The 25,453-nt window shown below is 68.1% G+C and carries 26 protein-coding genes; 12 read left to right on the top strand and 14 right to left on the bottom strand.

Annotation, left to right across the window (positions count from 1 at the left end; genetic code table 11):
- Positions 1-149: 149 nt before the first annotated feature.
- Positions 150-2,639 carry a tetratricopeptide repeat protein gene (locus CVO96_RS16495; protein WP_133161815.1) on the bottom strand — a complete coding sequence of 830 codons (2,490 nt, stop codon included), beginning with the start codon at positions 2,637-2,639 and terminating at the stop codon, positions 150-152.
- Between the two features lie 181 nt (positions 2,640-2,820).
- Here CVO96_RS16495 and CVO96_RS16500 point away from each other — a divergent pair, with 181 nt between their 5' ends.
- Positions 2,821-3,750 (top strand): Ig-like domain-containing protein, encoded by a 930-nt coding sequence (locus CVO96_RS16500; protein ID WP_133161816.1) that lies wholly within the window; start codon positions 2,821-2,823, stop codon positions 3,748-3,750.
- A gap of 169 nt (positions 3,751-3,919) precedes the next feature.
- Here the strand turns inward: CVO96_RS16500 and CVO96_RS16505 are convergent, their stop codons facing one another.
- The 3 genes from CVO96_RS16505 to CVO96_RS16515 all read right to left on the bottom strand — a co-directional run bounded on the left by CVO96_RS16505 (position 3,920) and on the right by CVO96_RS16515 (position 6,370).
- Positions 3,920-4,225: a hypothetical protein gene (locus CVO96_RS16505; protein ID WP_103313173.1), complete on the bottom strand. Its 306-nt coding sequence runs from the start codon at positions 4,223-4,225 to the stop codon at positions 3,920-3,922.
- Between the two features lie 67 nt (positions 4,226-4,292).
- Complete coding sequence (locus CVO96_RS16510; protein WP_103313174.1) at positions 4,293-5,570, bottom strand: tyrosine-type recombinase/integrase; 1,278 nt, start codon at positions 5,568-5,570, stop codon at positions 4,293-4,295.
- A 77-nt stretch (positions 5,571-5,647) separates the two neighbouring features.
- Positions 5,648-6,370, bottom strand: a complete 723-nt coding sequence (locus CVO96_RS16515; protein ID WP_133161817.1) for a helix-turn-helix domain-containing protein — start codon at positions 6,368-6,370, stop codon at positions 5,648-5,650.
- 40 nt (positions 6,371-6,410) lie between these two features.
- On the opposite strand from CVO96_RS16515, the gene CVO96_RS16520 reads away from it, so the two are divergent.
- The 3 genes from CVO96_RS16520 to CVO96_RS16530 all read left to right on the top strand — a co-directional run bounded on the left by CVO96_RS16520 (position 6,411) and on the right by CVO96_RS16530 (position 9,054).
- A complete protein-coding gene (locus CVO96_RS16520; RefSeq protein WP_103313176.1) occupies positions 6,411-6,824 on the top strand; it encodes a helix-turn-helix domain-containing protein in 414 nt (137 codons plus the stop codon).
- 224 nt (positions 6,825-7,048) lie between these two features.
- A complete protein-coding gene (locus tag CVO96_RS16525; RefSeq protein ID WP_133161818.1) occupies positions 7,049-8,134 on the top strand; it encodes a hypothetical protein in 1,086 nt (361 codons plus the stop codon).
- A gap of 260 nt (positions 8,135-8,394) precedes the next feature.
- Positions 8,395-9,054: a hypothetical protein gene (locus tag CVO96_RS16530; protein ID WP_103313178.1), complete on the top strand. Its 660-nt coding sequence runs from the start codon at positions 8,395-8,397 to the stop codon at positions 9,052-9,054.
- Here the strand turns inward: CVO96_RS16530 and CVO96_RS16535 are convergent.
- Positions 9,051-9,752 carry a hypothetical protein gene (locus CVO96_RS16535; protein WP_103313179.1) on the bottom strand — a complete coding sequence of 234 codons (702 nt, stop codon included), beginning with the start codon at positions 9,750-9,752 and terminating at the stop codon, positions 9,051-9,053. The two genes, CVO96_RS16530 and CVO96_RS16535, sit on opposite strands and share 4 nt — an antisense overlap.
- A gap of 55 nt (positions 9,753-9,807) precedes the next feature.
- Between CVO96_RS16535 and CVO96_RS16540 the strand changes: the two genes are divergently transcribed.
- Positions 9,808-10,164, top strand: a complete 357-nt coding sequence (locus tag CVO96_RS16540) for a hypothetical protein (RefSeq protein WP_103313180.1) — start codon at positions 9,808-9,810, stop codon at positions 10,162-10,164.
- 208 nt (positions 10,165-10,372) lie between these two features.
- On the opposite strand, the gene CVO96_RS16545 is transcribed toward CVO96_RS16540, so the two are convergent.
- From CVO96_RS16545 to CVO96_RS16555, 3 genes are all read right to left on the bottom strand, one after another.
- On the bottom strand, positions 10,373-10,765 hold the full coding sequence (locus tag CVO96_RS16545) for an endonuclease domain-containing protein (protein WP_103313181.1): 393 nt from the start codon (positions 10,763-10,765) through the stop codon (positions 10,373-10,375).
- The gene (locus CVO96_RS16550; RefSeq protein ID WP_103313182.1) at positions 10,762-11,061 is read right to left on the bottom strand and encodes a hypothetical protein; all 300 of its coding nucleotides are present in this window, start codon (positions 11,059-11,061) and stop codon (positions 10,762-10,764) included. The genes CVO96_RS16545 and CVO96_RS16550 overlap by 4 nt, the downstream gene beginning before the upstream one ends.
- 63 nt (positions 11,062-11,124) lie before the next feature.
- Positions 11,125-11,610, bottom strand: coding sequence for a GNAT family N-acetyltransferase (locus CVO96_RS16555; protein WP_103313183.1), 486 nt, complete (start codon positions 11,608-11,610; stop codon positions 11,125-11,127).
- 664 nt (positions 11,611-12,274) lie between these two features.
- Here CVO96_RS16555 and CVO96_RS16565 point away from each other — a divergent pair.
- The gene (locus CVO96_RS16565; RefSeq protein WP_103313185.1) at positions 12,275-12,769 is read left to right on the top strand and encodes a hypothetical protein; all 495 of its coding nucleotides are present in this window, start codon (positions 12,275-12,277) and stop codon (positions 12,767-12,769) included.
- A 454-nt stretch (positions 12,770-13,223) separates the two neighbouring features.
- Here CVO96_RS16565 and CVO96_RS16570 read toward each other — a convergent pair whose 3' ends face one another.
- The gene (locus tag CVO96_RS16570) at positions 13,224-14,789 is read right to left on the bottom strand and encodes a bifunctional metallophosphatase/5'-nucleotidase (protein ID WP_103313186.1); all 1,566 of its coding nucleotides are present in this window, start codon (positions 14,787-14,789) and stop codon (positions 13,224-13,226) included.
- A gap of 109 nt (positions 14,790-14,898) precedes the next feature.
- Entirely contained in the window at positions 14,899-15,336 is a 438-nt protein-coding gene (locus tag CVO96_RS16575) for an Hsp20/alpha crystallin family protein (RefSeq protein ID WP_103313187.1), read from the bottom strand.
- A 92-nt stretch (positions 15,337-15,428) separates the two neighbouring features.
- On the opposite strand from CVO96_RS16575, the gene miaA reads away from it, so the two are divergent.
- Positions 15,429-16,373: a tRNA (adenosine(37)-N6)-dimethylallyltransferase MiaA gene (miaA, locus tag CVO96_RS16580; protein ID WP_103313188.1), complete on the top strand. Its 945-nt coding sequence runs from the start codon at positions 15,429-15,431 to the stop codon at positions 16,371-16,373.
- A 200-nt stretch (positions 16,374-16,573) separates the two neighbouring features.
- Complete coding sequence (glgC, locus tag CVO96_RS16585; RefSeq protein WP_103313189.1) at positions 16,574-17,815, top strand: glucose-1-phosphate adenylyltransferase; 1,242 nt, start codon at positions 16,574-16,576, stop codon at positions 17,813-17,815.
- 71 nt (positions 17,816-17,886) lie between these two features.
- On the opposite strand, the gene CVO96_RS16590 is transcribed toward glgC, so the two are convergent.
- On the bottom strand, positions 17,887-19,548 hold the full coding sequence (locus CVO96_RS16590; RefSeq protein ID WP_103313190.1) for a methylmalonyl-CoA mutase family protein: 1,662 nt from the start codon (positions 19,546-19,548) through the stop codon (positions 17,887-17,889).
- 130 nt (positions 19,549-19,678) lie between these two features.
- Here CVO96_RS16590 and CVO96_RS16595 point away from each other — a divergent pair, with 130 nt between their 5' ends.
- Positions 19,679-20,626, top strand: coding sequence for a hypothetical protein (locus tag CVO96_RS16595; RefSeq protein ID WP_207795327.1), 948 nt, complete (start codon positions 19,679-19,681; stop codon positions 20,624-20,626).
- Positions 20,627-20,647: 21 nt separating this feature from the next.
- On the opposite strand, the gene CVO96_RS16600 is transcribed toward CVO96_RS16595, so the two are convergent.
- Complete coding sequence (locus CVO96_RS16600; RefSeq protein WP_165795336.1) at positions 20,648-21,256, bottom strand: TetR/AcrR family transcriptional regulator; 609 nt, start codon at positions 21,254-21,256, stop codon at positions 20,648-20,650.
- Between the two features lie 56 nt (positions 21,257-21,312).
- Between CVO96_RS16600 and CVO96_RS16605 the strand changes: the two genes are divergently transcribed.
- Positions 21,313-21,729: an ester cyclase gene (locus CVO96_RS16605; protein WP_103313192.1), complete on the top strand. Its 417-nt coding sequence runs from the start codon at positions 21,313-21,315 to the stop codon at positions 21,727-21,729.
- Between the two features lie 375 nt (positions 21,730-22,104).
- On the opposite strand, the gene CVO96_RS16610 is transcribed toward CVO96_RS16605, so the two are convergent.
- Positions 22,105-23,304, bottom strand: coding sequence for a serine hydrolase (locus tag CVO96_RS16610; RefSeq protein ID WP_243398421.1), 1,200 nt, complete (start codon positions 23,302-23,304; stop codon positions 22,105-22,107).
- 115 nt (positions 23,305-23,419) lie between these two features.
- On the opposite strand from CVO96_RS16610, the gene CVO96_RS16615 reads away from it, so the two are divergent.
- Positions 23,420-23,701, top strand: a complete 282-nt coding sequence (locus CVO96_RS16615; protein WP_103313194.1) for a DUF2087 domain-containing protein — start codon at positions 23,420-23,422, stop codon at positions 23,699-23,701.
- On the top strand, positions 23,694-25,031 hold the full coding sequence (gene radA, locus CVO96_RS16620) for a DNA repair protein RadA (RefSeq protein ID WP_103313195.1): 1,338 nt from the start codon (positions 23,694-23,696) through the stop codon (positions 25,029-25,031). The genes CVO96_RS16615 and radA overlap by 8 nt, the downstream gene beginning before the upstream one ends.
- Here radA and CVO96_RS16625 read toward each other — a convergent pair.
- Positions 25,023-25,453: NUDIX domain-containing protein (locus tag CVO96_RS16625; protein ID WP_103313579.1), on the bottom strand; the 431-nt coding region annotated here is incomplete at its 5' end. The two genes, radA and CVO96_RS16625, sit on opposite strands and share 9 nt — an antisense overlap.

A 25,453-nucleotide genomic window follows, 5' to 3' on the forward strand; every position in this document is an offset into this window, starting at 1 on the left:
GCCGGACAGGGGAGGGGGTGGCCCAGGGTACCGGTTCGTTACTCCTTCAGCAGTGGAGTCGGCCGCGACCCTGAAGGGATGGAGAATTCGGAGTGAGACTGCAGGGGTGCCGGGGCCTGCGCTGCCGAGGCTGCGTCCTGCCTGTGGCGTCAGAAGCTGTCGATCACCTGCGAGAGGCGGGCTGCGACCGATCCTGCGTCGCCAGCGGACAACGACCGTCTCAGTGCTGCATGCACCGTCGGCCGGGACTCGAGAACCCAGCTGCTGAAGACGCCCGAAAGGAACTCGTCGGCCACATGCTGCACCGCTGCAAATTCGGCCACGGCACGGGGGAACGCACTGCGGGTTGCGCCGTGAATCCTCACGCGGAGCAGGGGGTTCAGCGCATAGCGCGCGCCTCTGTAGGGTACTGGATCCTCGCCTGGGGGCATCAGGGGCCTGAGGGTGTCGCGCAGACCACGCACGGCCTTCTTGAGCAGGTCGGCGGCACGCACCGATGGGTCACCGTCCCAGAGGTCAGCGATCAGACCATGACGGGACGATGGCCCCATCAATGACAGGTAGACCAGCAGTTCGGCGGATCGGCTCAGAGGGAAACGCACTGCGTCACCGACATGGCGCACGCTGAGGGAGCCGGCGACGTCCACCTGGAGGGCCACGTTGCCCTGCCAGACACTCTGATCCAGCAGCCTCTCGATCCGCTCCGCGAGGGGCGTGCTCCTGAGGGCAGAGAGCAGGGGATCCAACTGCCGGGCGTCTGTGATGAGGGGTGCGTCAACACCGAAGGCGCTCAGCGTGTCCTCGAGCGCCTGAATGTCCAGCTGCCCCCTGATCCGCAGCGCGATGGCCGCGCGGTAGGCGGCCGACCGCACCACATCCCAGCCGGGCAGCCCCGAACCCGACGCGGCGGCGAAGGCAGCGTCAGCCGGATCGAAATCCCCCCGTGCGTAGGCAAGCACGCCGGCCGTGAACGCCAGCTGCGCGTCATCATTGCCCTGTCCCTGGGAATCGCCTTCGGCCCGCAGAGATTCCGACCGGGCAGCGCCGTGCTGACCATCCAGGGCCAGGCGCTCTGCGAGCAGCAGCCGGTAGACCGTGGCCTGATCCACAAGCCGCACTTCATCGAAGCGCTGGACGGCGTCCTGCAGGGTGGCCAGAGCTTCACCGTGCTGGCCACCCTGGTGCAGGATGATTGCCCGGCTCCCGGTCAGCCAGGCCTGCCAGCGGCGCTGGGCCTGCTCATCCAGATGGACGAGCCGGGCGCCCGCCAGGGTCAGTTGGTGCAGCGCCTCGGCGTGGCGGCCACGGTCGGCGAGCATCTGAGCATAGTTGTTGTGCAGCTCGATGGTGGGCAGGTGGAGTTCCAGGCGCTGGAGGTAGCCCAGGGCCCTGTTGTATTGCAGCATGGCTTCGTCGGGGTGCCCCTGATCCTCCAGACAGGTGCCCAGGCCCGTGTGGGCGTGGGCCGTGAATTCGAGGCTGCCCTCCCAGGTCGCCAGCGTCAGCAGCTGTTCGCACGCGGCCTGCTGGGCGGTGAAGTCCCTGGCACGGTTCAGCACGAACTCGTAGTGCCTGAGCACCAGCAGGCCCTCCCGGCCGGTGGGCGTGATCCTCAGCCCTTCCTCGCACAGGGCGCGCGAGCGGTCATACCGTCCGGCGCGCGATTCGGCGTAGGCCAGCAGATAGGTCAGCAGCGGGTGACGGGTGCCCTGTTCATAGAGGGCGTAGAGTTCTCGTTCTGCCCGCTCCTGCCGGGCGTGATCCTTCGACCAGGCAAGCGCGCCCAGCCGGGACAGGCTCAGCCGGAGTGACCGCTGGTGCGCGGGCACGGCGTCCACCAGCTGAACCACCTCGTCCCGGCGTCCGGCGGCGCTGAGATTGAGGCAGTGGCCTGCGAGCACGTCGGAGGCGCCCTCATGCTGCCCGGCGAGCCGCAGCACGCGCTCCGCACGGCGCAGATCGCCTGACTGGATCGCCTCGTCCGCCGCCCTGACGGTGTTGCTTTGAAACGACCGGGCATCGACCAGGGCAGACCTCTGGGCCAGCGCCGCCGAGACGATCCACGGCACCTGGACGGCGTCACCGTCCGGGATCAGTGGCAAGTGACGGCGCACCAGCGTCCACCAGGTGGCCGGCAGACCCGGGGAGTGGGTCAGGCCCTGCGCCGCCGTCCAGCTCTCCTGATGTACCAGCGGCAGCAGGGCGTCCGCGACACCGGCCAGCTCGCCGCCCAGCAGGGCCTGAATCCGGCGAACGGCCGCGTCGGGGCCGGCCGCCAGGATGAGGGCGACTCCCTCCGGCCAGCCAAGCGTCGCCTGGACGGCGGCCCGCTGCGCCGCGCCACGTCCTGGCCTGAGCCGGAGATCCGCCGCCGTCAGCACCACCGCGCCGGCGGGCAGTTCTGCTGCGCGGTCAGGCGACAGGCTGATCAACAGCAGGGCGCCCGCGCTGACCGCCCGCCTCAGCTCAGCCGGTGGAGGATCCAGCAGGAGCTGTGCCTCCGGCACGAGGGCGTGCAACCTGCCCGACAGCTCCGGCGCGCCATACCCTTCAGGCACCAGACATGCCACGGCCCCCCGGACGCGCAGCTGACGGGCGAGTGGGCCCAGGGCCGGGCCGGGGTGGACTGTGGGGGACATTGGGTGGAGTCTACGTCCGGGCAGGGGAGAAGTGCGCCCTGCAGGGGCACGGAGCGACGCTTCCCCGCTTCTTCCCCGGCTTCCTCGCACACTGGGCACGACCCTGTTGACCGTCACGGCGTGCCCCGCCGTTCGCGGCCACGGAGGGCTGGTGACGTGCCAGGGTCAGTGGAGGTTCACCATGACACGACGCCGAATTCCCTTCCTGACCGGGCTGACCGCCCTGCTGCTGTCGGCCTGCGCCGGCACACCGCCGCCGCTGGACAGCGCGGACACGGCTGGCCCCACGGTGGAGCTGACGGCAGTCACTACAGCAGCCACCACAGGAGCTGTTCTGGTGCTCAATGCCCGGGCCAGCGATCCCAGCGGCGTGCGGGAGGTCGTCTTCTCCCTCGACGGGGTCGAGGTCGCCCGCGATGCCGAGGCGCCATTTACCGCCGACGTCCCCGTTGCGTCCATCACCGTCGGCCCCCACCTGGCCAGTGCCGTGGCCCAGGATCGCCTGGGCAACACGACGGCCGTCACTGCCGAGGTGCTGGTGAGGGATCCCGCCGTGACCTCGACGTTTTCACTGGTCGGCACGGTCGACCGCTGGACGGGCGGCGCGGCGACGCTCCAGATCCAGAGCTTCGCCCTCCTTGCCTGGACGAAGGAAATTGTGCCCAGTTACAGGGTGCTGCTCAGGCCCTTCAGCACCGCCGGGATTGACGCCGGCGGCCAGTTTTCCGGGGCCCTCCTCGCCGTGCCGGCTGGCGACCTTCAACCGGTGATGGGCACCTTCACCAGTTCCGGCGGCGAGACCTGTGGCAGCCAGCTCCTCGTGAGCGACCCGGACGCCCGCGCCACAAGTCTGGTGGTCTCGGCGCCGGGCCGGGGCATCGTGCAGCCTCTGTCCCCGGACGGATCGACGAAGGGCATCCTGGTCTTTGTCGACCGCGACGTCACTGTCAGCGGAACCTGCGACCGTCTGGACGTTGACTGGCAGCTGAAGGCTGGGTTCAACAGCACGACCTTCCGGGCCTCGACGAACGCCACCACCGGGGCCACCTTCTACAGATTCAGATCCGAGCCCCTGCCGTCGTCCATCTGGACGGATCGCGGGGGGTTCTGATGCCCTGCCGGTCTGGCTGATGCCCGATGGGCTCACGGACAGAGCGCCTGTGAGCCTTCAGGGGCGTTCCCGTGAGCACAGAGGGGGCTGACAGTTCAGATGACCGGCCCCCAGGTTCCTGGGGGCCGGTCTCCATCTGGCCTGGATTCAGGCCGTGGTCTGATCCGGGTCAGTTCAGCTGGTCACGCGCCCAGGCCTCGGTGAACTCTGTGCTGCCCACCCTGAACAGCAGCAGGCCGGCGTGGGCGGGGTGCATATAGGCTTCCAGCCAGTCCTCGTGCGGGTAGGACGCCAGGCGCATGTGGCGTCCTGTCCCGTGCAGCACGATGCTGTCCATCTCGTGATCGGAGTCGGTGTCGTCAGCCAAGAGGCCACTGAACTCGTGCTGAAAGGAGGCGCGCCGCTCTGCCGGCAACGCCCGGTAGGCCCTGTGAATCTCGCTGGCAAGCTCGGGGTTGGGTTGTCTGCTGAACATATAAACTCCTGTTCCAGAACGTGTCGGGCGGGTGATCTGACCGAGAGCGGTCAGGCGCTGGCACCGCTCAGTGAGCGTCTGCCGGGGTGCTGTGCTGATCTGAATCCTGTCTGGCATCAGCCAGTCCCTGGGTGCTGCCGTCAGGGGCGATGTGTGCGCCGGAGGCCCTGTGATACAGGCCCTGAAGGTTCGATACTGCTGCAATCAGCTGTGGTTGCCGCCCGGCGCGGCGCTGGGCGTAGCGCAGCGTCATAGCGGGACTGGTGTGACCCACAGCCGCCTGGATGTCCGCCAGGCTGAAGTTGGCCAGCTCAAGTGCGTGCGTGATGAACGTCCCCCGGGTGGAGTGAAAACGGCGGTGTTCCAGGCCGGCGGCGCTCAGGACGGCCCTCCAACACTTCCGGACATTGCCGGCGCTCCAGGGGGTTCCAGTGCTGGTTGGAAACAGGGCGTCATAGGCTGGCACGTCCTGAGGTCGGGGCGGAATCCAGGATGCCGTCAGGGGGCGAGCCGCCGCCCGACGCGCCGCCTTCCGCTGGCGCCTCACCACCTCGGGATCGACGGCCCGCTTCTGGTTCCAGCCCGATCCCGCCCGGGCGCGTCTCCGGGCCACCTCCAACAGGTGGGCCTCCAGAACGTCCTGGAGGAGTGGGGGCAGCATGAGGTCGCGGTCAGCGGCGGCGGTTTTGCCCCTGCCCCGTCCCCCCTCGCGTTTCGCTGTCCCGCGGATTTCCAGGAGGCCGCTTGTGGCGCTGTAGTCGCTCATCCGGGCCCCGAGGAGTTCGCCTATGCGGGCACCGGTGTTGAGGGCCAGCAGAACCATCGGATAGATGCGGCTGAGTTTCGCCGCCGTCAGCAGCTGCTGCAGCTCATCGAAGGTCCAGACCTCGTCCGGCAGGCGGGTCGACACGGTGGGCGGGCGCACGTCCTCCGCTGGGTTGCGGGTGATGTAGCCGTGCGTGACGGCCTTCCTCAACACCACCCTGAGGTGGCGCAGCGCCTTGGCCACGGTGCTCTGGGCACGGCCATCGGTGAGCATGGTCGCCATCATGACCTCGATATCCCGGGTGGTCAGGCCGGTCACAGGGATGTGGCCGATGTACAGGGTGAGGATCTCAATCAGCCAGCTGCGGTTGAGCCTGGTGCTGTAGCTGCCCCCCCTCTGGAGTTCCGCCCAGGATCCCAGTACCTGCGCCACGGTCATTGACGCAGCGCGCTGAGGCTGCCGGGCGGCACCAGCGTAGTCCACCGTGCGCGTGTACTCCACCGCGTCTGCCCTGGTTTTGAAGGTCTTCTGGATCCGGTGGCGCTGGCCATCAGGGAAGGGTGGCAGTTCAATGGCCACCGCCCAGCGTCCCTTCCGTTTCTTCAGAGAGATCAGGCCGTTCGTGGCCCTCGGCTTCCTTGTTGCGCTCTGGGCCCTCACCGTGGTCGCCCCTCGAGGAGGATGCGTCCAACGACACTGAAGGCGTCCAGATCGAAGTGCGTGTGGCCGACCTGCAGGCCAAGGGTCGGGGGTATTTCATCCTTGTTCTCTACTTTCTTTGTCACCTTCCAACAGCCCAGCGCCCGGATGAGGGCCTGTGGCGCAGGTTCGTCCGTAGGCTGCCGGAACACCGCGTAATACCGGCCGGGTTTAACGGTTCTCTGCTGCCGGTCAATTACGGCCACAAACGGAGGAATGTGGTCACCCGGTAACTCGATGCCCGAGGTGAGCGCCCGCCAGTTCTCGGGGAGTGTTTCGGTCTCGTCGGTGACCACGACCGCGATGTGTCCCACAGCAGTGTTGGTCAATATCCCCGCATGCACGCTCCTCGCATCGAGGGGCAGGTCGACCCTGACTGAACGTTCGCCGTCAACAGGACGGTCGTCCAGCTTGAGGCCGGTCAGTTCCTGGATCTGAGCCACGGTGGGTTTCAGGGCGTTGATGATGCGCGGCCAGTGAATGGAGCGCAGCACATGCACCCGGCCGCTCTCGAGGTTGGTGAGGTATTGGGTCGACGGGAGGGACGTCTTCTCGACAACCTGCGCCAGGGTGAGCCCCATACCAATGCGCCAATCCCTGAGCATCCGCCCTGCCTCGGCCGCAGTGACCTCGAGTGATCTGGTTGCATCGCCCATTCTCAGTTCCTTGCTTTGTGTCATATCAGTATCTTAGTTCACACGACTTTGATATACAAGCGGCATGAGCGAACTGAAGACCCTCCTCGAACTCCCCGCCCTCATTGCCGAACTGACGGCGCAGCTTGCGCGCGTCACAGTTCTGAGCCACGACGACGTTCTGACCAACAGGGAAGCGGCCGCACTCCTGCGGATCGGCGAGAACCAGCTGCGTGCCCTGGCAAAGGCGGGCCGGATCCCCGTCGACCCCTCGAGCAATGGCTACCGCTATTCCCGCCAGCAGCTGATGGAGTGGTTCAGAAATGGGGCGGCCAGAGCAACGAGCGACATCCAGCCCCAGGGAGACTTCCCACGTCAGGAGCGCAGGCACACCGCCGCCAGTCAACGGCCCATCCGGCCCACCAGAGGCCCGGCCCAGACAACGGCTGTCACGGCCGGGTTCACATCTGCGGTCACTCCTGATGATCCGGAGTCGTAGGCGGACTGCGGCCTACCGGTGTGGTTCTGGGCAGGCCCCAGCCAACCCGGACTGCCATACCCCCTCCAGTTACCGTCCGCAACAGGGGTCGGCGACTGGAGCCTGCCCTTCCTCAGACCAGGGAGTCCACATGCCTTAAACCGAATCCAACAGCCTGACCTGCCGCCCCGTCGCGGCCCACCTACTGACCGGTCGCTCTCCGCGACCGGATGGAGTTCTTTTGCATGCCGACAACGCGCAGCCACGAGTTCATGGACACGGGACGCTACCCAAACGGGGAGTTCGTTCCCGGCGTCGTTCATGACTCGCTGAGCGCGCGCTGGCGCCGGGTCATCACCGCACGAGCGCGACTCCTGCAGACGTTCCTGGCCGCGCAGCTGGCCGTCCCAGCAACCGGCAGACTCACGCTCTGTAGTCACCTCATTGAGTTCCCAGGATTGGCGGGCAGCCGGCCCCATGATCCCAGCACGCAGGTGGTGGTCGCTCGGGTATTGAACGAGCTGAGGGGGCTGTGGGGAGCGCAGTTCCTTTCCTACACGACCGAGGTCACGGTGGTGGGCACACTGCATGTCCACCTGCTGGTCGATGAGCCGGCCGGCCGGCGCCTCCGGGCGCTGGGTCACGAGCACTGTGGCCTGGCCCTCAGCACGCCTGTGCGATTCAAGGAGCTGCGTGAAAAGGTCGGGCCGCAGATCGTCAGTTCGATGCTCTACATGAGCAAACCGGCGATGGGGACGTGCACCATCAAGCACCTCAGCGCCCTGACCGCCGGGCAGGCCGAGGCCACCGTCCGGCAGACCATGCGCGCCCACCGCTCGGCACAGGCCGCAACCGGACGGCGGGCCGGTTCGACGCGCCACATGCTGGGCCGCCTGACCGTTCCCAGACTGCCTGGCCTCTCCCCACGGCAGCTGGGTGCGGTGGCCCTGCAGGCCCTGATGTTGGGCCGGCGATGGAGCAGCATGTCTGCCCGTCAGATCCTGATGGCCACCCTGCTCGACTCAGGTGCCCGGGCCCGAATCGAAGCTCACTGGCACCATGGGCAACGCAGCAGTGGCACGCCACCAGCTGCAGGTGACCTCGAGCCACCGCGCCCACCGGTGAGGGCCAGTGCAGCCTGGAGTGAATCTGCGGTGAGCCACCTGAATCCTGTGCGTGTCGAGGGCCAGACGCCAGCTCAGGGTGGACACCGTTCACTGCAGGCACGGTGCCGTGATCCGCCCGACACCACTTCAGCGCTGCCGCGCGTCGCTGGTCGTCCCCTCGCTCCCGTTCGCTGGCCCCTCTGGAGGCACCAGGTCACCCGTTAGCCGCCCCTGTACCTCTCTTCACACCGCCCCACCGACGCTCCCTCCCAGGATGATCGTGGTGGTTTGGTGTGTCGGCCGATTGTGGGTCACCTGACCAGCGATGTTCACCGATTTCCGGGCTTGCCGCGCAGACCGGACTCGCTACAAAAGGCTAAACACCTGATGCGTAAACCCGTGTGACCAGATCCCGAATTCCTGCGCCCAGCGCTGCTTCGAGCTTGTGCTCACATATTTCGCGTGATCTGTGCGACGGTGATCCCATGACCCTCCATCCCGCCACCCAGCGTGCTCAACTTCAGTTCCTCTTCCGCGAGGTGCCGGTCGTCACCACCGTGCAGCTTCATCGCCTGGGGCTGCTGCGGGCGGCCGGGTCGCTGACGCTGCCGGAGCGCACCCGCGACTGCGTCACACGCGTGACCCAGCAGCGCAGCGTGACGCGCCTGTCGTTCGTCGCCCTGAAGGCGTCGACGCTGCAGCGGCCCGCGCAGGTGCTGCAGCATCTGGCAGGTGTGGCGGAGGCCCGCCTCCAGCTGGGCGAACTCGCGCCGGGTGAACGCTTCAGCCTGATCGCCACCAGGGGGCGGCCCAGCGGCAACCAGCCCGACGCGGAACTCCTGCTGGGCGGGCCGAGCGGGTACCAGGATCAGGCGCTCGAGTTCGACGCCGGCTACCCGAAGCTGCGCGTGGACGAGAAGCTGCGGGCCTTCGCGGAGCAGGGCTACACCGGCATCCTGTGGGCGACCTCCGTGCATGGCCGGGTAGAGACCCTGTTTCAGAGGATGCGCGACCTCAGGGCTGCCGGCGAGCTGCCCGGCGTGGAGCGCTGTCAGGTGACCTTCGTGGATTTCTGGACGGCGCACCGGGATCCCTATGGACACCGGCCGCGCTGTCACAAACCATTCGTCCGCAGCTCCTACTAGGAGCGCACGATGATCAACTGCACGTCGGCGGTGGTCACGGCGCCGACAGCCTGCTCCGCTGCACGTTTCTGCCGGGCCTGGGCGGCCCGCAGGAGGGCCCGCACGGCGTGATCGTTGGGCGCGGCGATGAGCAGCGGGTGGCGCCACGCCGGGATGTCGCGGGCATGCACCGTGAGAAGCTGCCGGAGTCTGGCCACGCTGATTCCGGACGGAAATATGTAAAGCCGTGGGCGTCCGATGGGCTCCAGGTTCTCTGGACTTCTGACCGGATGGAAAGCGCGCAGCCGGGTGAGATGAACAGGGTCAACCTCGACGGTCACGCTGGTGATCTGGTGACTGTGGAGAATGGACTTCCCGGCGAGGGCGCGTTTGTAGTGCGCCTCGTAGGTGGTGTAACCGGTCTGGGCCAGCAGGTCGAGTGTGTCATTGAGGTAGGCCCGGCCGGCCAGCATGGACGGGGCGCTCAGTCGGTCGAAGGCTTCACGGGGCCGACGGCGGCGCGCCTCCGCCAGTCCGGCTGCGGTCAGGGCGACCACCGGGCCGAAATCTGTCTCGCGTTTCAGGAGCCAGCCACGGCTGATCAGGGCGCTCAGGGATCGTCTGGGGCAACCGTGCGCGGTGAGCGTCCGGCTGGAGAGGGCGCAGCGCACGGCCACCAGCCAGAACACCTGCTCGTCAATGGTCGTGTGGTCTGACATATGGCCACCGTAGCCAGGTGTGGATGGACACGGGGGGGGTAGGGATGATCTGCCCATGAAACGAATCACCACTCACTCACTCTTCCTTCTCACCGTCCGGGGCGTCACCACCGAGATCATCGCTGAAGATGCCCGCGACCTCGCGGAGCAGGTCACGGCCGGTGTCGGCAGTCGCCAGGCTGGTCTGCTGGCCCGCGCTGTCTGGGGCGACGAGCAGGCCGACATCCGGCTGTTCGGCGTCGTGCTGGTGTCGTCCGGCCGGGTGGTGCGGGAAACCTGGCGCCGACCGCCCGCCCAGAAGACGGACAGCCCCGTCCCACTGACCGGCGAACCACGCTCCGCAGGGCTCAAAAAGGTCGAGGACACAGAACCTGATGACGAGAACCTGGAGCCCAGCTGGCGCAACCACTGAGCCTGGAGATCGCACCATGTGTCACGGCGGCAGACTGGATTTTTGGAGTCTGCCGCTGCCGCTGGCCAGACCCTGAGCAGGAACACGCCGGCCTGTGAGTTCAGCTGGGGATGAACACCATACAATCCCGCCCACCGATCCAGAGCACCTTCAACCTGCGGATTGACCGCCGCTCCTCACCAGCGTTGGAACGCGCGCTCATCTGCCGTCACTCCTCGGGATGCTGCTCGATCATGCCCTGCGGAAGGCGCACAATCCGCCAGCCCTCGGCCACCGCCATGGCATCCTTGCGGTCGTCCCGCTCCTGGGCCCTGACCGAGGTGTGATACGCCTCCCCATCGATCTCGACCAGCAGCCGCACCTGGGGGAAGGCAATGTCGATGACGTAGGGGCCGAGCGCGAATTGCTCCACGAAGGCCAGCCCGGCGTCACGCAGCCGCTCCGCGAAGCCGCTCTCCAGGCGGCTGGCGTGCAGCTGCCCCAGCGTCAACTTGTGCTGCTGGATGCACGTCGGCGAGCAGAAGTTTGCGAAGGGCTGCCCGCGCCGCTGCGGGGTGAGTTTGAAAACCTGACCACAGCGGGGACATGTTCTCTCCTTCATGGCTGGACTCCCTGGGCCCGTCGGCCCTCCTGTGAATGGTTCGGTACCCTCCTGCGGTAGCTCCACAGCATTGTGGCGTCCGGCCGCCGGCCACAGCGGGCCTCGATCCAGTCCGCCAGCTGCCCGTTGGTCATCTGGGCTGCCTCCAGCGTCTGTTGCAGCTCTGCGCCCTGGGCCAGGGTCAGCAGGCGGCGCCGCACCACGACGCGGCCCCGGCGGGAATTCAAGACACCCGCCACCCCCCGGGTGTTGTATGCCCGCATCAGGTCGTCACCGATCCTCAGCAGCTCGGCCACCGCCCGCCTGACAGGCTACCTACGGGGGTGGCAAGGCTGGTGGTGCTCACAGGGCTGGGTGGGTCAACGGAGAATCATCCAGCGCGCGCGCGAGCCATCTGGCCAGGTCTGCTCGCTGCGGTCAAAGCCCAGTGAGGTGTAGAAGCCATCACTGTTTGGTGTCGACTCCAGTGAGAGGGTCTTGATGCCGAGGTTCGGCGCCTGTTCCCTGGCGAGGTTGATCAGGAACTCCATCAGTCGCCGGCCGAGACCGGCCCGCTGATGGTTCTGGTGCACCGCGATCACCGGAATGTGCAGGGTGGGCACGGCCAGCGGCTCCTGGGGGCTCAGTCCAGCCAGCACGGTGTGGTCAGCCTGCAGGGCACCGACCTGCACGGTGAACAGGGCAATGACGAACCCGTCGGCACTCAGTTCATAGAGGGCCCGTAGCCCACGCGTGGCTGCCTGCACCTCCTGGCTGATCCTCGCTTCGATGAGGGCGTCTGCACACACGAAGGCGCCCCACTGAACCTCGTGGGGCGCGATCAGCGACAGACTGGGTTCAGTCATGGGCCACAAGGCCAGGCACCGGGAACGGCACACCAGCCCGGAGTCGCTCGGTGGTCAGGGGGCCAATAAGGCGCCCAAGCTCCCCGGCGCGGGCCAGCGTGTGCTGACGGCGCGCCTCCTCCTGAGGCAGACGCCGCTGTGGGGCGAAAATTTTGTCAAGATCAGCCTGGGACAGAATAATGGCGCGCATCATGACCTCCCTGCCCCTCAGTTTACATGGCCTTCCCCACCCTGGCCGGTCATGCCGCACAGTGCTCCCTGCGGGATGGTCGTCTGAGGCTGCTGTGGACAGCCTCACCGCGCCGGTTACGGGACGTGCGCTTCAGTGCCGACGTCTGTGAGGGCGGATAATCCGACTCGACCGATTGATACCACGGTGCTGCCAGACATGAACGACAGGACACCGGTGGGCGGGCGAACAGCGCGAGGCTGACGGACTGGGGGCGATTTCAACCCCAGTATTTTCAGTGCATGGTCGTCTGGCAGGCCCGTCGGCCCGTAACCCAGGGAGCGAAACCAGAAGTTGGGCGTCCGGCTGCATACCCTCTGGCATCTGGACTGGAAGAACACCGCACCAGCATCGATGAGTCCAGCGGGTCGGTCAGCCACGCCATGGGCATGATGTGAGGCAACGCGACAGGGAGAAGGCGCCTACAGTCTGTGCATGCCGAAAAAACTATGTCTGAGCGTCCTGCTCGCTGCTCTGGCCCTCGCAGGCGGGGCCGCCGCGCAGAGCACTTCTGCACCCGTCAGCTGGAAGTCGAACCCGCAGGACTCCAAGTTGACCTACACCTTCAACGGCTGTCAGCGCATCAACCGCCTCGACGTCATCTGTAGCGTGAACGTGGCGTTCACGCCGGATCCCACGGACAGTGACCAGCGGGGGTATCAGCTGTCGGCGGTTGCTTCACAGGCAGCGTGGTCTGTCATGTCGAACACTGCCCAGCCCGTCCAGGCCAATCTGGTGCAGACCTACTCCCCAGCTGTGGGCCGCTCAAAACTTGACTACGGCGCCCTCTTCTACAATGTCGTCAAGGACGCCCCTGTGAAGTTAAGCTACATGTTCCGTGCTGCTCCGGCCGCTATGACGGTGTTTCCTGAACTCACCCTCCTCGGTCACCGTCAGATCGGTGTGGCGATCCGGCCCCTCACAAAATAGGTTCTCACGGTTCGCGTCATGAAGGCGCCAACGCCCTCCCACAGTCAGGTGGCATCCAGATGGATCCTGACGCGTTCTGGCCGAGACTGAGCTCCAATTTCCCCTCGCGCTCGATCATCGAAACGTCGCCGCCGTCTCGAGACCAGCGCCCACCCGACGAGGCTCCCTGCCCTGACTGTTGGTTCCTGCTGTCTCAGACAGTGCGAGGGGCATATCCAGGCCCCTGAAGTTTTCAGCCAATTTCAGCCAACTCGGAGGTGAATACTGTGGAGTGCTGAGGCGCTCTCATCGAAAAAGCCCACAGATAGCATGAGCAGTGGCGTGCAGGGGCACAGAATGACCCTCAGCAATCGCTTTACACGCGACGGGTCGGGGGTTCGAATCCCTCACCGCCCACCACACAGGAGACCCCCTGGCCTCGCCGGGGGGTCTCCTCTTCTCGCGGACGCTTCGCCTACTTCGGCTCGTTCTGGATGACGATGCGGCCTTCCGGCTGCGGAGCGAGGTTCGGGTTGGCCTTCAGATAGTTCACCAGGATGTCGACATCGAGCGTGCCCGTATCCAGGCGCGGCGCACCCTTGAACATCGTGAAGCCGTCGCCGCCGCCCGCCGTGAAGTTGTTCATGGCGACCTTGTACACCGTGGCGTCCGCGATGGGCTGGCCGTTCAGCGTGACGCTCACCACGCGGCTGCCCGCGGGCCGGCCCAGGTCGAAGGTGTAGGTCATGCCCCTGGAGAGGTGCAGGAACTGGCCCTTGTTCTCGGCCCAGGTGGCGACCCCGTGTTCCAGCGCGGCCCTGATCTGCGCGCCACTCAGGTCGAGGATGCTCAGCGAGTTGCCGAAGGGCTGCACGGTGATGGCTTCCTCGAAGGTCACCGGGCCGGCGTCGATGCTGGAGCGCACGCCTCCACCGTTGACGAAGGCGAGCTGCGCCCCGGCCTTCTGCCCGGCGGCCAGCGCGGCGTCGGCCAGCACGTTCGCCATGGTGCTCTCCCGCCGGCGGACGATCTCGCGGGCGCCGTTCAGGGGGGCACCGGCCGTGCCCACGACCTGGGCGCGCAGGTTGGCGATCGGCACTGACAGCGTGGCGATCATCCGGCGGGCGGTGTCGTCCTCGGCGATGTCGCTGGTCACGGGAACGGGGTTGCCTTCCCAGCTTTCCACCGCGCCCGCGTCCGTGAAGTTCACCTTGATCCGGCCGAGCACCTTGCCCCACTCCCAGGCCGCGACCAGCAGCGTGCGGTTGCCGTCCGGATTCTGGACGACGGTCGGGTACGGCCCCTCACTGGCCGGGAAGTCCTTGTTCTCGAAGGTGCCCAGCAGCGTGTGGCTGTGGCCGCCCACGATCAGGTCGATGCCCGGCACGGTCCCCGCGACCTGCTGCTCCAGCGTGTAGCCCAGGTGCGAGGCCAGGATGATCTTGTTCACGCCCTGATCCTGCAGCGCCTTTACCGAGGCGTTCAGGCTGTCCATCAGCTCCAGCATCTTCACGTTCGGGCCCGGCGAGGAGATCAGCGGCAGATCCGGCGTCACGGCGCCGATCACGCCGACCTTCTCCCCGCCGACGCTGAGCACCGCAGAGGGCTTGATGAGGTCTTTGAGCAGCGGCTCGGCGCTCAGGTCGAGGTTGCTGGCCAACACCGGGAACTTCGCCTTCTGCACGAAGGCCGCCAGCGCCGCCGGGCCGTCGTCGAACTCGTGGTTGCCCACCGTCATGGCCTGATAGCCCTGCAGGTTCATGAACAGCACGTCGGCCAGGCCCTTGTAGACGTTGTAGAACAGCGTGCCCTGGAAGGTGTCGCCCCCGGAGAGCACCAGCGGGTTGGGATCCTCGGCGGTGTACTTGCGGATCAGCGTGGTCTGCCGCGAGTACCCGCCGTACTTGTTCTGCCCGATGGTCACCGGGTCGAGGTGCCCGTGCAGGTCGTCCGTGTGCAGCACGGTCACGGTCAGAGGAGCGGCGGTCGCGGCGCCTCCGAGCAGGCTGAGGCTCAGCAGCAGGGTCAGGGAGCGTTTCATACCCGACCAGTGTACGGTTCAGGCCAGTGGACGGTGGGGGGAGGGGGCCTCTGCCGAACCTGCACGGCCAGGCTCGCCTGACCCGACTCCGATGACCCGTGGCTGGGGCTCAGGCCGGGTTCCGGTCTCCCGGCTCGTCTGTGCCAGGTTCGTCCAGGCCGTCGGCCTGGGTCGCGTTCACGTCGATGGTCGGATGACGCTTCTGGAACCGCACGCTGAGCACGCCGCCCTGCAGCTGCGCCTCGCCGGTCTGGGGCAGCACCTCGTCGGGAAAGCTGAAGCTGCGGCGGAAGGTGCCGGCCGGTCGTTCGCCCTGCAGGCGGCGTTCCAGCGCCGGACGTTCACCGGCCACCGTGACCGTGTTGCCCTCTTCCAGCAGTTCCAGGCTCTCGGGCAGCACGCCGGGCACGTCCAGATGCAGCACCAGATGGGTATCCTCGGCCGTCCAGTCGGCGGCGGGCAGCCAGGGGCCGACGCCGCCGAGCGTCTCGACCTCCTCGCGCAGACTCATCAGTTGTTGCAGACGGGCGAGTACCGGCTCGTTCATGCTGCCAACGCTAGCATCTGCCCTGAAGCGGGTGGGTGTGTGCCGCGCGGGGAACGCGGCCCGGCGCCGGACGCCGGGGGCCACTGCGTACAATGCCGCCTGTGCGCCGCATTCCCATCCTGACCGCCCCCACGGCCGCCGGCAAGTCGGCCCTGGCCCTGCAGGTCGCCCTGGAGCGGGGCCAGGCGGCCGGGCTTGGGGCCGCCCTGGAGATCGTCTCGGCCGACGCCTTCACGGTGTACCGGGGCCTGGACATCGGCACGGCCAAGCCCACGGCCGCCGAGCGCGCGGCGGTGCCCCACCACCTGCTGGACACCGTGGAGGTCACGCAGCCCTCCGATGTGGCCCAGTTCGTGCAGGCCGCCGAAACTGCCATCCGGGACATCCTGAACCGGGGCCGCACGCCCCTGGTGGTGGGCGGCACCGGCTTCTACCTGGGCGCCCTGCTGCGGGGCCTGCCGCTGACCCCGCCCTCGGAGCCCGCCCGCCGGGCCGAGGTCGAGTGGGAACTGCAGGAGCGCGGTCTGGACGCCCTGCTCGCCGAGATCGCGGCCGCCGACCCGGCCGAGGCGGCGCGCATGGAGCGCAATCCCCGGCGGGTGGTGCGGGCGCTGGAACTCTACCGGGCCACCGGCCGGCTGCCCGGCCACTACGGCCGGCGGCCGCCCGCCTTCGGGTACGACGTGACCGCGCTCACACGTCCCCCCGAGGAGCTCGGGCGCCGCATCGGGGAACGAACCCGCACCATGCTCCAGGCGGGCTGGCCAGGGGAGGCCGGGTGGCTGGCCGCTCAGGTCGACCCGGAGACGGTGCCACTGCCGACCGTCTGGCAGGCGCTGGGCTACCGCGAGGCCCTGGCCGTGCAGCGGGGCGCCCTGGACGTGGCCCAGGCGGCGGAGCGGATCACCCTGGCCACCCGGCAGTACGCCAAGCGCCAGGCCACCTTCATCCGCACCCAGCTCGGCGCGCCCCTCCTCAGCCCCGAGGAGGCCCGTGAGCGGCTGCTCGGGCTGACCGCCCTGTGGCGCGGCACTTAAGCGTTCCTTTTCACATGGCCCGTCCGTACGCCTCGGCGCCCCCCAGGACGGGCTCGCCACCAGATCGGCCTGCGGGACGCCGGACTTGTGTCCGCGCAGCGAGGCGCTAGAGTGAACCCAAGCACAAGCCCTGTCACGCAGCTGATCGCCAGCTGATCGAGCACCCGTCGTCCATATCGTCCGTTCTGGAGGGGAAACAGATGAAACCACGTGTACTGGGCATGATTCTCGCAGGCGGGCAGGGTTCCAGGCTGGCCCCGCTGACGCAGAAGCGCTCCAAGCCCGCCGTGCCCTTCGGCAGCAAATACCGCATCATCGATTTCGCCATCAACAACTTCATCAACTCGGGCATGTTCTCCATCTACGTGCTCACGCAGTACAAGGCCCAGAGCCTGACCGAGCACATCCAGCGCGGCTGGCGCTTCGGCACCTTCCTGAGCGACTACTTCATCACGCTGGTGCCGGCCCAGATGTACCGCTTCGAGGAGCTGGGGCCGGTGTGGTACCGCGGCACCGCCGACGCCGTGTACCAGAACATGCACCTGATCGACAACCACGACGCCGACTACGTGGCGATCTTTTCGGGCGACCACATCTACAAGATGAACGTCGAGCACATGCTCCAGCAGCACATCGACACGCGCGCCGACCTGACCATCGCGGCCTACCCCATGCCGCAGGCGCAGGCCCACCAGTTCGGGATCATGCACGTGGACGACCGCTGGAAGGTCACGGATTTCCTGGAAAAGCCCAAAGACCCGCCCAGTATCCCCGGCCGCCCCGACATGAGCCTGACCTCCATGGGCAACTACATCTTCTCGCGCCGCGCGCTGGACGAACTGCTCGAGACCAACATGGCGGGCGGGGAAGAGGGCTTCGACTTCGGCGGCGACGTGATTCCGCGCGCCCTGGCCGACGGCTACAACGTCAGGGCCTACGACTACCACCGCAATCCGGTGCCCGGCCAGAAGGGGCCGAACACCTACTGGCGCGACGTGGGGACGCTCGACGCCTATTTCGAGGCGAACATGGATCTGGTCAGCGTCAATCCGGAGTTCGACCTCTACAACCCGGAATGGGTGTTGCGGACTTCCTCCGAGTTCTCACCGCCCGCCAAGTTCGTACACGAGACCGATGGCCGCAAGGGGCAGGCCTTCAACTCGATCATGGCCGGGGGCGCGATCATCTCGGGCGGCACGGTGCGCGACTCGGTGCTGGGGCGCTCGGTGCGAACCCATTCCTACTCGCTGGTCGAGAGCTGCGTGCTGTTCGACGACGTGGAGGTCGGCCGCAACTCGCACCTGAGGCGCGTGATCGTGGATAAGAACGTGACCATCCCGCCCGGCACCAAGATCGGCCTCGACCCCGAGCACGATCGTGCCCGCGGCTTCACGCTCACCGAGAAGGGCGTGGTGGTGGTACCCAAGAGCTACAGCTTCTAGGCGGATGGCAGATGGCAGATGGCTTAAAGATCTCGGGCCATCTGCCTTCTGCTATCGGCCTTCCGCATCCCTCAGACCAGCACCGGCTCCACGTACTCGCCGTACACGGTCTTGAGGACGTCCATCTGCTCGCCCAGCGTCACGTAGGCGTGGGCGCATTCCAGGAAGGCGGGCATGGAGTTGGCGCCGGTCACGGCGGTGTCGCGCAGGGCGGCGAGGGCGGCGCTGGCCCGCTCGGGGTCGCGCTCGCGCCGCACCTGCGAGAGCCGCGCTTCCTGAATGCGCTCCACCTCCGGGTCGATGAGCTGGATGGGCACTTCCACGGCGTCCTGCACGAAGTCGTTCACGCCCACGACTAAGCGGTTCCCCGTCTCGACCTCGCGCTGGTAACGGTAGGCGGCCTCGGCCATCTCCAGCTGGAAGAAGCCCGAGTCGATGCCCGCTTCCACCCCGCCCATGTTGCGGATCTGTTCGATGTAGCCCAGCGCGGCGGCCTCGATGTCGTCCGTCAGCTTCTCCACGTAATACGACCCGGCCAGCGGATCGACCACGCCGGCCACACCGGTCTCGTAGGCGATGATCTGCTGGGTTCGCAGGGCGATGGTGGCCGCTTCCTCGGTGGGCAGCGCCAGCGCCTCGTCGAAGGCGTCGGTATGCAGGCTCTGGGTGCCGCCCAGCACGGCGGCCAGCGCCTGGATCGCCACGCGGGCGATATTGTTCAGCGGCTGCTGCGCCGGCAGCGACACCCCGGCCGTCTGCGAGTGCGTGCGGAGCATCCAGCTCTTCGGATTCTTCGCGCCGTAGCGGTCTCGCATCTGCCGAGCCCAGATGCGCCGGGCAGCGCGCAGTTTGGCGATCTCCTCGAAGAAGTCGTTGTGGATGTCCCAGAAGAACGAGATGCGTGGGGCGAACTCGTCGATGTCCAGCCCGCGCTCCAGCGCCTTCTCCACGTAGTGGAAGCCGTCGGCCAGCGTGAAGGCCAGCTCCTGCACGCCGGTCGCCCCGGCCTCGCGGATGTGGTAGCCGCTGACCGAGATGAAATTCCACTTCGGCACCACCTTCGGGCCCCACTCGAAGGTGTCGATGACCAGCTTCACCGAGGGGCTGGGCGGGTAGATGAATTCCTTCTGCGCGATGAATTCCTTGAGGATGTCGTTCTGGATGGTGCCGCCGACCCGGCCCAGATCCTTGCCCTGCTTCTGCGCGTTGGCGATGTACATGGCCCAGACGGCGTTGGCGGGCGAGTTGATGGTCATGGAGGTCGTGACCGCGGTGGGGTCGATGCCCCGGAACAGGATCTCCATGTCCGCCAGCGAACTGACCGCCACGCCGCACTTGCCGACCTCACCTTTTGAGAACGGATGATCCGAGTCGTAGCCCATCAGGGTCGGCAGGTCGAACGCCGTGCTCAGGCCGGTCTGCCCGGCGCCCAGCAGCGCGTGGAAGCGCTCGTTGGTCTGCTCGGCCGAGCCGAAGCCCGCGAACATCCGCATGGTCCAGAGCTTGCCCCGGTACACGGACGGCTGCACGCCGCGCGTGTAGGGGAACTCGCCGGGGTAGCCCAGGTCGCGCTCGGCGTCCCAGTCTTTCAGGTCGTCCGCCGTGTAGATCGGCTCGGGCTCCATGTCCGAGAGGTTCTTGAAGTTGTACTTACGCTCGGGAAACGTCTGCGCGGCGGGGCTGTAGACGCTCTGCATCCACTCGTTCTTGGTCTTCCTGTTGCTGGTCTTCATGGGGCCTCCGGGGCGGGGGAGACTAACGCTCGTTAGGTTGACTCCCAGGGTAGCAGACGCGCGGCTGTTCCCGCTGTCTGCGCCATCTGGCGGATACGTTCAGATCAGCGCCGCCCGTACGCTGGACGAAGTGACCTTCTCCAATCTGCCGACCGCCCACGATCTCGCCCGTATGAGTCTCGCCGCCCAGCACCCCCTCAGCCTGGACTGGTGCCCTGAAGCGGTTCGGCTGGACGGGCTGGAAGAGGAGCACGCCTTCGACCTGCAACTGGCGACCGACCGGGAACTGGCGCAGGGGAGGGCCGGGCAGATGGCGCTGGGCCACCCCGCCGAGGCCTACCTGAACCGCTGGCTGACCGCCCGGGGCGACCTCCAGGCCATGCTCAGCATCCGCTTCGAGGGCGGGAACCCGGAGCGGCCCTTCGTGGACGCCAGCGTCACGTCGCGTCCGCTCACGTTTGCCGATCTGCCCGCCCTGTCCGAGGCGGCCCGCCAGACCTACGCCGCTTTCCAGGTTCCCCGCCTCCGCTTCTGGAGCCCGCTGCCGATGCAGGGCGCCCGGTCGGCTTTCGTGGACGCCTCGCCGGACATGCGCGTACTGGCGGCGCCCCTCTCCGACCTGCGAGACCGCGAGGTTCCGGCGGGCCTGAGCCTCCGGCCCACCCGCGACGCCACCCATCTGCCCAGGGCCGCGTCGGCCTACGCCCAGATCGACACCCTGCACCCGGCGCACGTGGAGCAGGCGCGTCTGATCGACGAGGACACGCTGGCCGAGGCCATCGCGGCCGGCACCATGTTCGACGTGCTCTGGCAGGGCGAGTGGAGCGGGTACGCCGGCACGCTGCCCGAAACCCAGCTCGGGCTGCCCGCTCAGGTCGTGCAGGAACTGCTGCTCGCGCCCCACGCACGCGGTCAGGGCCTCGGCACATTCCTCTCGACCCTGCTCGCCCGCCACCTGCCCGACGACGGCCGGGTGCTCAGCGGCACGATCCACGCCCAGAACAGGGGTTCCCTCCAGGCGGCGACCCGCGCCGACAGGCACGACCTCGGCGGCTGGTGGTTTACCCCACTCGCCTGACGCTCAGCGCAGGAACGGGTCTCACCTCAGGAACTGGGATTTGAGGAGGCTGGCCAGCCACGCCTCGTACTCGGCCGGCGTCCAGCCCTGCTCGGCCACCAGTTCCAGGTAGACCTCGGCGCGGGTCAGGGCCAGGTACAGGGCGGCGGCGCGCTCGGGCGGCATCCGGAAGTCTCCCGCCCAGCTGCGGATGGTCGCGCCCACAGTGCTCCGGCGACCTGCCAGAGCCTCCCGAAGTTCGGCGGCAGCCTCCGGATCGGACGCGGCGGCCACACTGTACACCGCCATCATGCGGGCGCCGGACTCCCACTGCCGGCGGGTGGCCTGCGCCGCCAGCTCCAGACGCCGGGCCGGGTCGGCCTGCTGCCCCGCCAGCCGGTACAGGTCGCGCTGCCCCGACGTCTGGTGCCAGCCCTCGCGGATCGCCTTCAGGATGCCCCGCTTGTTCGTGAAGGCGTTGTACACCGTGCTCACCGCCACCCCGGCACGGGCCGCGATGGCGTCCATGGTGGTCGTGCTGTAGCCCCCCTCCAGGAACAGGTCGGTGGCCGCCTGCACGATCAATTCCCGTGTGGCCCGGGCCTGCCGCTGACGATGGGTGAGGGGGAAGGTGGCGTTGCTGTCCGGCATCAAAAGGAGTATAACCATCTTGACTGTAGTGTCACTACAGTCAATGGAGGCTCACTATGATTGCTTCGGCAGACGTCTCGGTGGTGCGGCAGATGATCGAACGGGCCTTCAACGCGGGTGACCTCAGCGCGGTGGACGAACTCCTCTCTCCGGAAGCCGTCGACCATCAGGAGCAGCCTGGGGTGAACTTCCCGGCACACCTGAAGGGCGTCATCTCGATGCTGCGCGCCGCCTTCCCCGATCTCCATTTCGAGATCCAGCACCTGATGGCCGACGGTGAGATAGTCGCCATGAATTCGGTCATGACCGGCACCCACCTGGGCCCGATGCGCGACCTGCCGGCGACCGGGCGCCCCGTTCAGGTTCGCCACATGCATTTCGTGCGGGTGGTGGAGGGCCGGGGCACCGAGCTGTGGCACCTCTGGGACACACCCGGTTTGATGCGGCAGCTGACCGCGCCGGCACCGGTGTAAACCGGTGGGGGCCGCGGAGTGCGGCGGGTGGATAGTAGGGCCGCACTCCGCGGTCGACAGCCCGGCAGAGCAGGCCAGGGCCTGCTGGTCGCCTGGCGGGCGGAACAGCTCCGGCGCGATGACCGTGACGAAGTCGGTGCCCGGAACCCGCTTCCCCAGGGTCAGGCTCACGGGTTCTGGCTGGACGGCGGATCGGGTGGGCACGTGGGGGAGGTCGCCGGGCCGGGGTCACGCGGTACCCAGGAACCGATGATTGACCGCCTCAGCCCTGACCCTCCCCACGCTGAGCCACGGCAGGATGAGGAGCCCGGTTCCGCGGCGTCCGCAGGTTACGGCCGTTCCAACCCGTGAAGCAGCCGGGGCTCGGTGCGGGCCTCACGGACTGGCGTGCAGCGTGAACAGCGTCCGACCGATCCACTCCACCACGGCCGGGATCTGCTCCTCCATGTCCTCGGAGTCCTGAACGTCGCTCTGGTCGTTCAGGTAGGTGTAGGCGAACATCCGGCCGTCCGGGGTCTCCACCAGCCCGGTCAGCGTGAGCAGGCGCCAGCCACTACCGGCCTTCGCGCCCCAGTACGAGGTCTTCAGGGTGGTGGATGGGGGGCGGCAGCAGCCCTTCGCCAGTGACTTCCGGAAGACCTTCCGGGAACCGGGCTTCAGGTTGCGGCCCGGCAGCACCCGCGCCATCAGGTCGGTGTAGGCCTTCGCCGTGCTGAGGTTCTGGATGGCCAGATCGATCTCCGGGCTCTGGTCGGGCCCACGGAAGTAGGTGTCGATGGCCGCCTCCACCTCCGGGCCCGTCCACTCTGCGGCGCCCGCGTTCAGGCGGGTGGCCACCGCCAGCCGTTCTCCGAAGGGGAGGGCGGCGTAGCGCCGTGCGCCGGCCGACAGGTCGGGGCCGAGCACGGCCGCCTGCAGGCCGCCCTGAGCGGCCCACGCCGCCTTGCCTGTCAGCAGGAGCTGCGTGCAGGGGCTGCGCTCCCGCACCGATCGGGCCAGCCGCTGCGTGCCGACGCGCAGGTGCAGCAGGTCGGCCGCCGTGTTGTCGCTGAGCTCGAGAGCGCGCCGCAGCAGGGTCAGCACGGGATTCGTCCCGGCCGGGAAGAGCTCGATGCTCCGACTGGCGGCGGTGGTCGTGAGCGGCGTGGTCAGCGTGAGCTGCCCGGCATCCACGTCCCGCAGGGCCTGTTCCACGATCAGCGGCTTGACCGTGCTGGCGAGGGCGAAGAGCGCGTTGCTGGCCCCGAGACCGACGCTGCGGCGCACCCGGAGCGTCGCCGGATCGTACTCGGCCCCGTAGAACGACACCCGTCCGGACACTGCGGTGGGCAGGGGCGGGGGCGTGAGATCGGGGGAGAGGGGGTCGCCACAGGTGGTCGGGCGCGGGGCCGGTGCGGGGGGAGTGGTCGGCTGCGGGCCGAGGGTCGCCAGAGCGACCGCCAGCACGTTCAGGAGCGCCAGCGCCGTCAGGATGCGTCGACGTTTCCTCCACATCCGCACATCGCGCCACCGCCTCGCCCCTGCTCGCCTCACCCGGGCGAACCACTCCTGAACCGGCACGGGGGGCGGGCGCACGTGCGGCACTGTAGCAGGGCGCAGCCAGACTGGAGTCACTCGGGGGCCCCACGAACCGCCCCGAATGTGCCCCGCTGTGCGGGTTCAGGGCCAGCCGCCAGATAGCATGGAGGCTATGACGAAGAGTATTGCCGCATTTCAGGACGAACACGGGCGCATCACCGGCTGGCCCAGCGACCGCCGCCGGGCCCACCAGCTCGCGATCCTCGACTACCTGACGGGCCTGTTCGAGCCCGGCGTCTCCTACGACCAGGGGCAGGTCGACCAGATCCTGGCGGATCACAGCACGGTGGACGACCCGACCATCCTGCTGCGGGAGCTGGTCGACGGCGACTACCTGGCGACCGCCGACGGCACCTACTGGCGGGCCGACGGCCGCCCCGGATCACGTGGCTAAGGTTCTCGCCAAATTCGTCTGCACGAGCTGCGGCTACCAGGCGTCCAAACCGCTGGGCCGCTGTCCGAACTGTCAGGCCTGGAACTCCTTCGAGGAGGAGGCGCCCAGCCCGGTGCCCGCGCGGGGAAGCCGCGGCGGGGCCTACGGCGCCGTGTCGGGCGGCAAGCTCACGGCGCTCTCGGGGGTCGGCCGGCGCGAGGAGCCGCGCACCTCCAGCGGCATCCCGGAACTCGACCGGGTGCTGGGGGGCGGGCTGGTGGCCGGGGGCGTCACGCTGATCGGCGGTGAGCCCGGCATCGGCAAGAGCACGCTGCTGCTGCAGGTCGCCGACCGGGTGGCGCGCAGCGGCACGGTGCTGTACGTGGCGGGCGAGGAGTCGCTGGAGCAGATCCGCCTGCGCGCCGACCGCCTGGGGGTCACCGCCGACATCCAGCTCACCCGCGACACCCGCGCCGAGCACATCGCCGCATTGATGGCTGAGCATAAGCCCGCGCTGTGCATCGTGGACTCCATTCAGACCGTGACCGTGGAGGGCGAGGGCGCCCCCGGCGGCGTGGCCCAGGTGCGCGACGGCACCGCCATGCTGACCCGCGCGGCGAAGGAGACCGGCACGGCCACGGTGCTGGTCGGGCACGTCACCAAGGACGGCACGGTCGCCGGGCCGAAGGTGATGGAACATATCGTGGACACCACGGTCTTCCTGGAAACCGTGGGCTCGTTCCGGCTGCTCCGCTCAGTGAAGAACCGCTTCGGACAGGCGGGCGAGCTGGGTGTGTTCGAGATGCGCGGCGAGGGCCTCATCGCCGTGGAGAACCCCAGCGCCGCCTTCCTGGCCGAGCGGCCGGTGGGCGTGCCCGGCTCCGTGGTGGGGGCCACCGTCGACGGCCAGCGCCCGATGCTGCTGGAGGTGCAGGCGCTGGCGAGCAAGACCCCCTATCCGAACGCCCGGCGGGTCGTGGTCGGCCTCGACCCGCGCCGGGTGGATGTGGTGCTGGCCGTGCTGGAACGCCGCCTCGACCTGACGCTGGGCGGGCTGGACATCTACGTGAACCTCGCGGGCGGCCTGAAGGTGCTCGACCCGGGGCTCGATCTGGCGATCGCCCTGGCGGTGTACTCCGCCGTGGTGGGCCGCGCCATGCCCGGCAACGTGGCGGTGTTCGGCGAGGTCGGGCTGGCCGGCGAGGTGCGCTCGACCCAGGCGTCCATGCGCCGCGCCGAGGAGGCGGGCCGCGCCGGCTACACCCGGCTGGTCGTGCCCCCCGGCCTGGACGGCCACAGCGGCGTGAAGAGCGTGGAGGAGGCGGTCGGGCAGGTGTGGCGCTCAGGCTGAGGCCGCCTCCCGGTTCACGAGGTGCCGGACGGTGCCGGGCGGAACCTCCAGCAGCTCCCGGATGACCAGCGGGTACACGGGCACGTCCGCGATCCCGGCGACCGGCGCCCACTGGCACCAGACGTCGGCGTTGTCCTGCACGGAGAAGCGGTCGGCGGGCAGGCTCTCCGGGGCAGGCATCAGGAAATAGAAGCCGATCTCGTGCTGGCGCCTGTCCGGTGGGCCGAAGAAGTTCTCGACGATGCCGACGAGTCTCATCGGCCCAGGGGGAACGCCGGTCTCCTCCTGCCACTCGCGGACGGCACAGATCGCCACGTCCTCATCGGTACTGAGCGCCCCGCCGGGCACGAAATGGAAGGCCAGGCCGTCCGAGGCGTTGGTGAGCAGGGTGCCCCCGCGCCGACAGAGGATTGCCACCCGCA

The sequence above is a fragment of the Deinococcus koreensis genome (genome assembly GCF_002901445.1).
GTDB classification, from domain to species: Bacteria; Deinococcota; Deinococci; order Deinococcales; family Deinococcaceae; genus Deinococcus; species Deinococcus koreensis.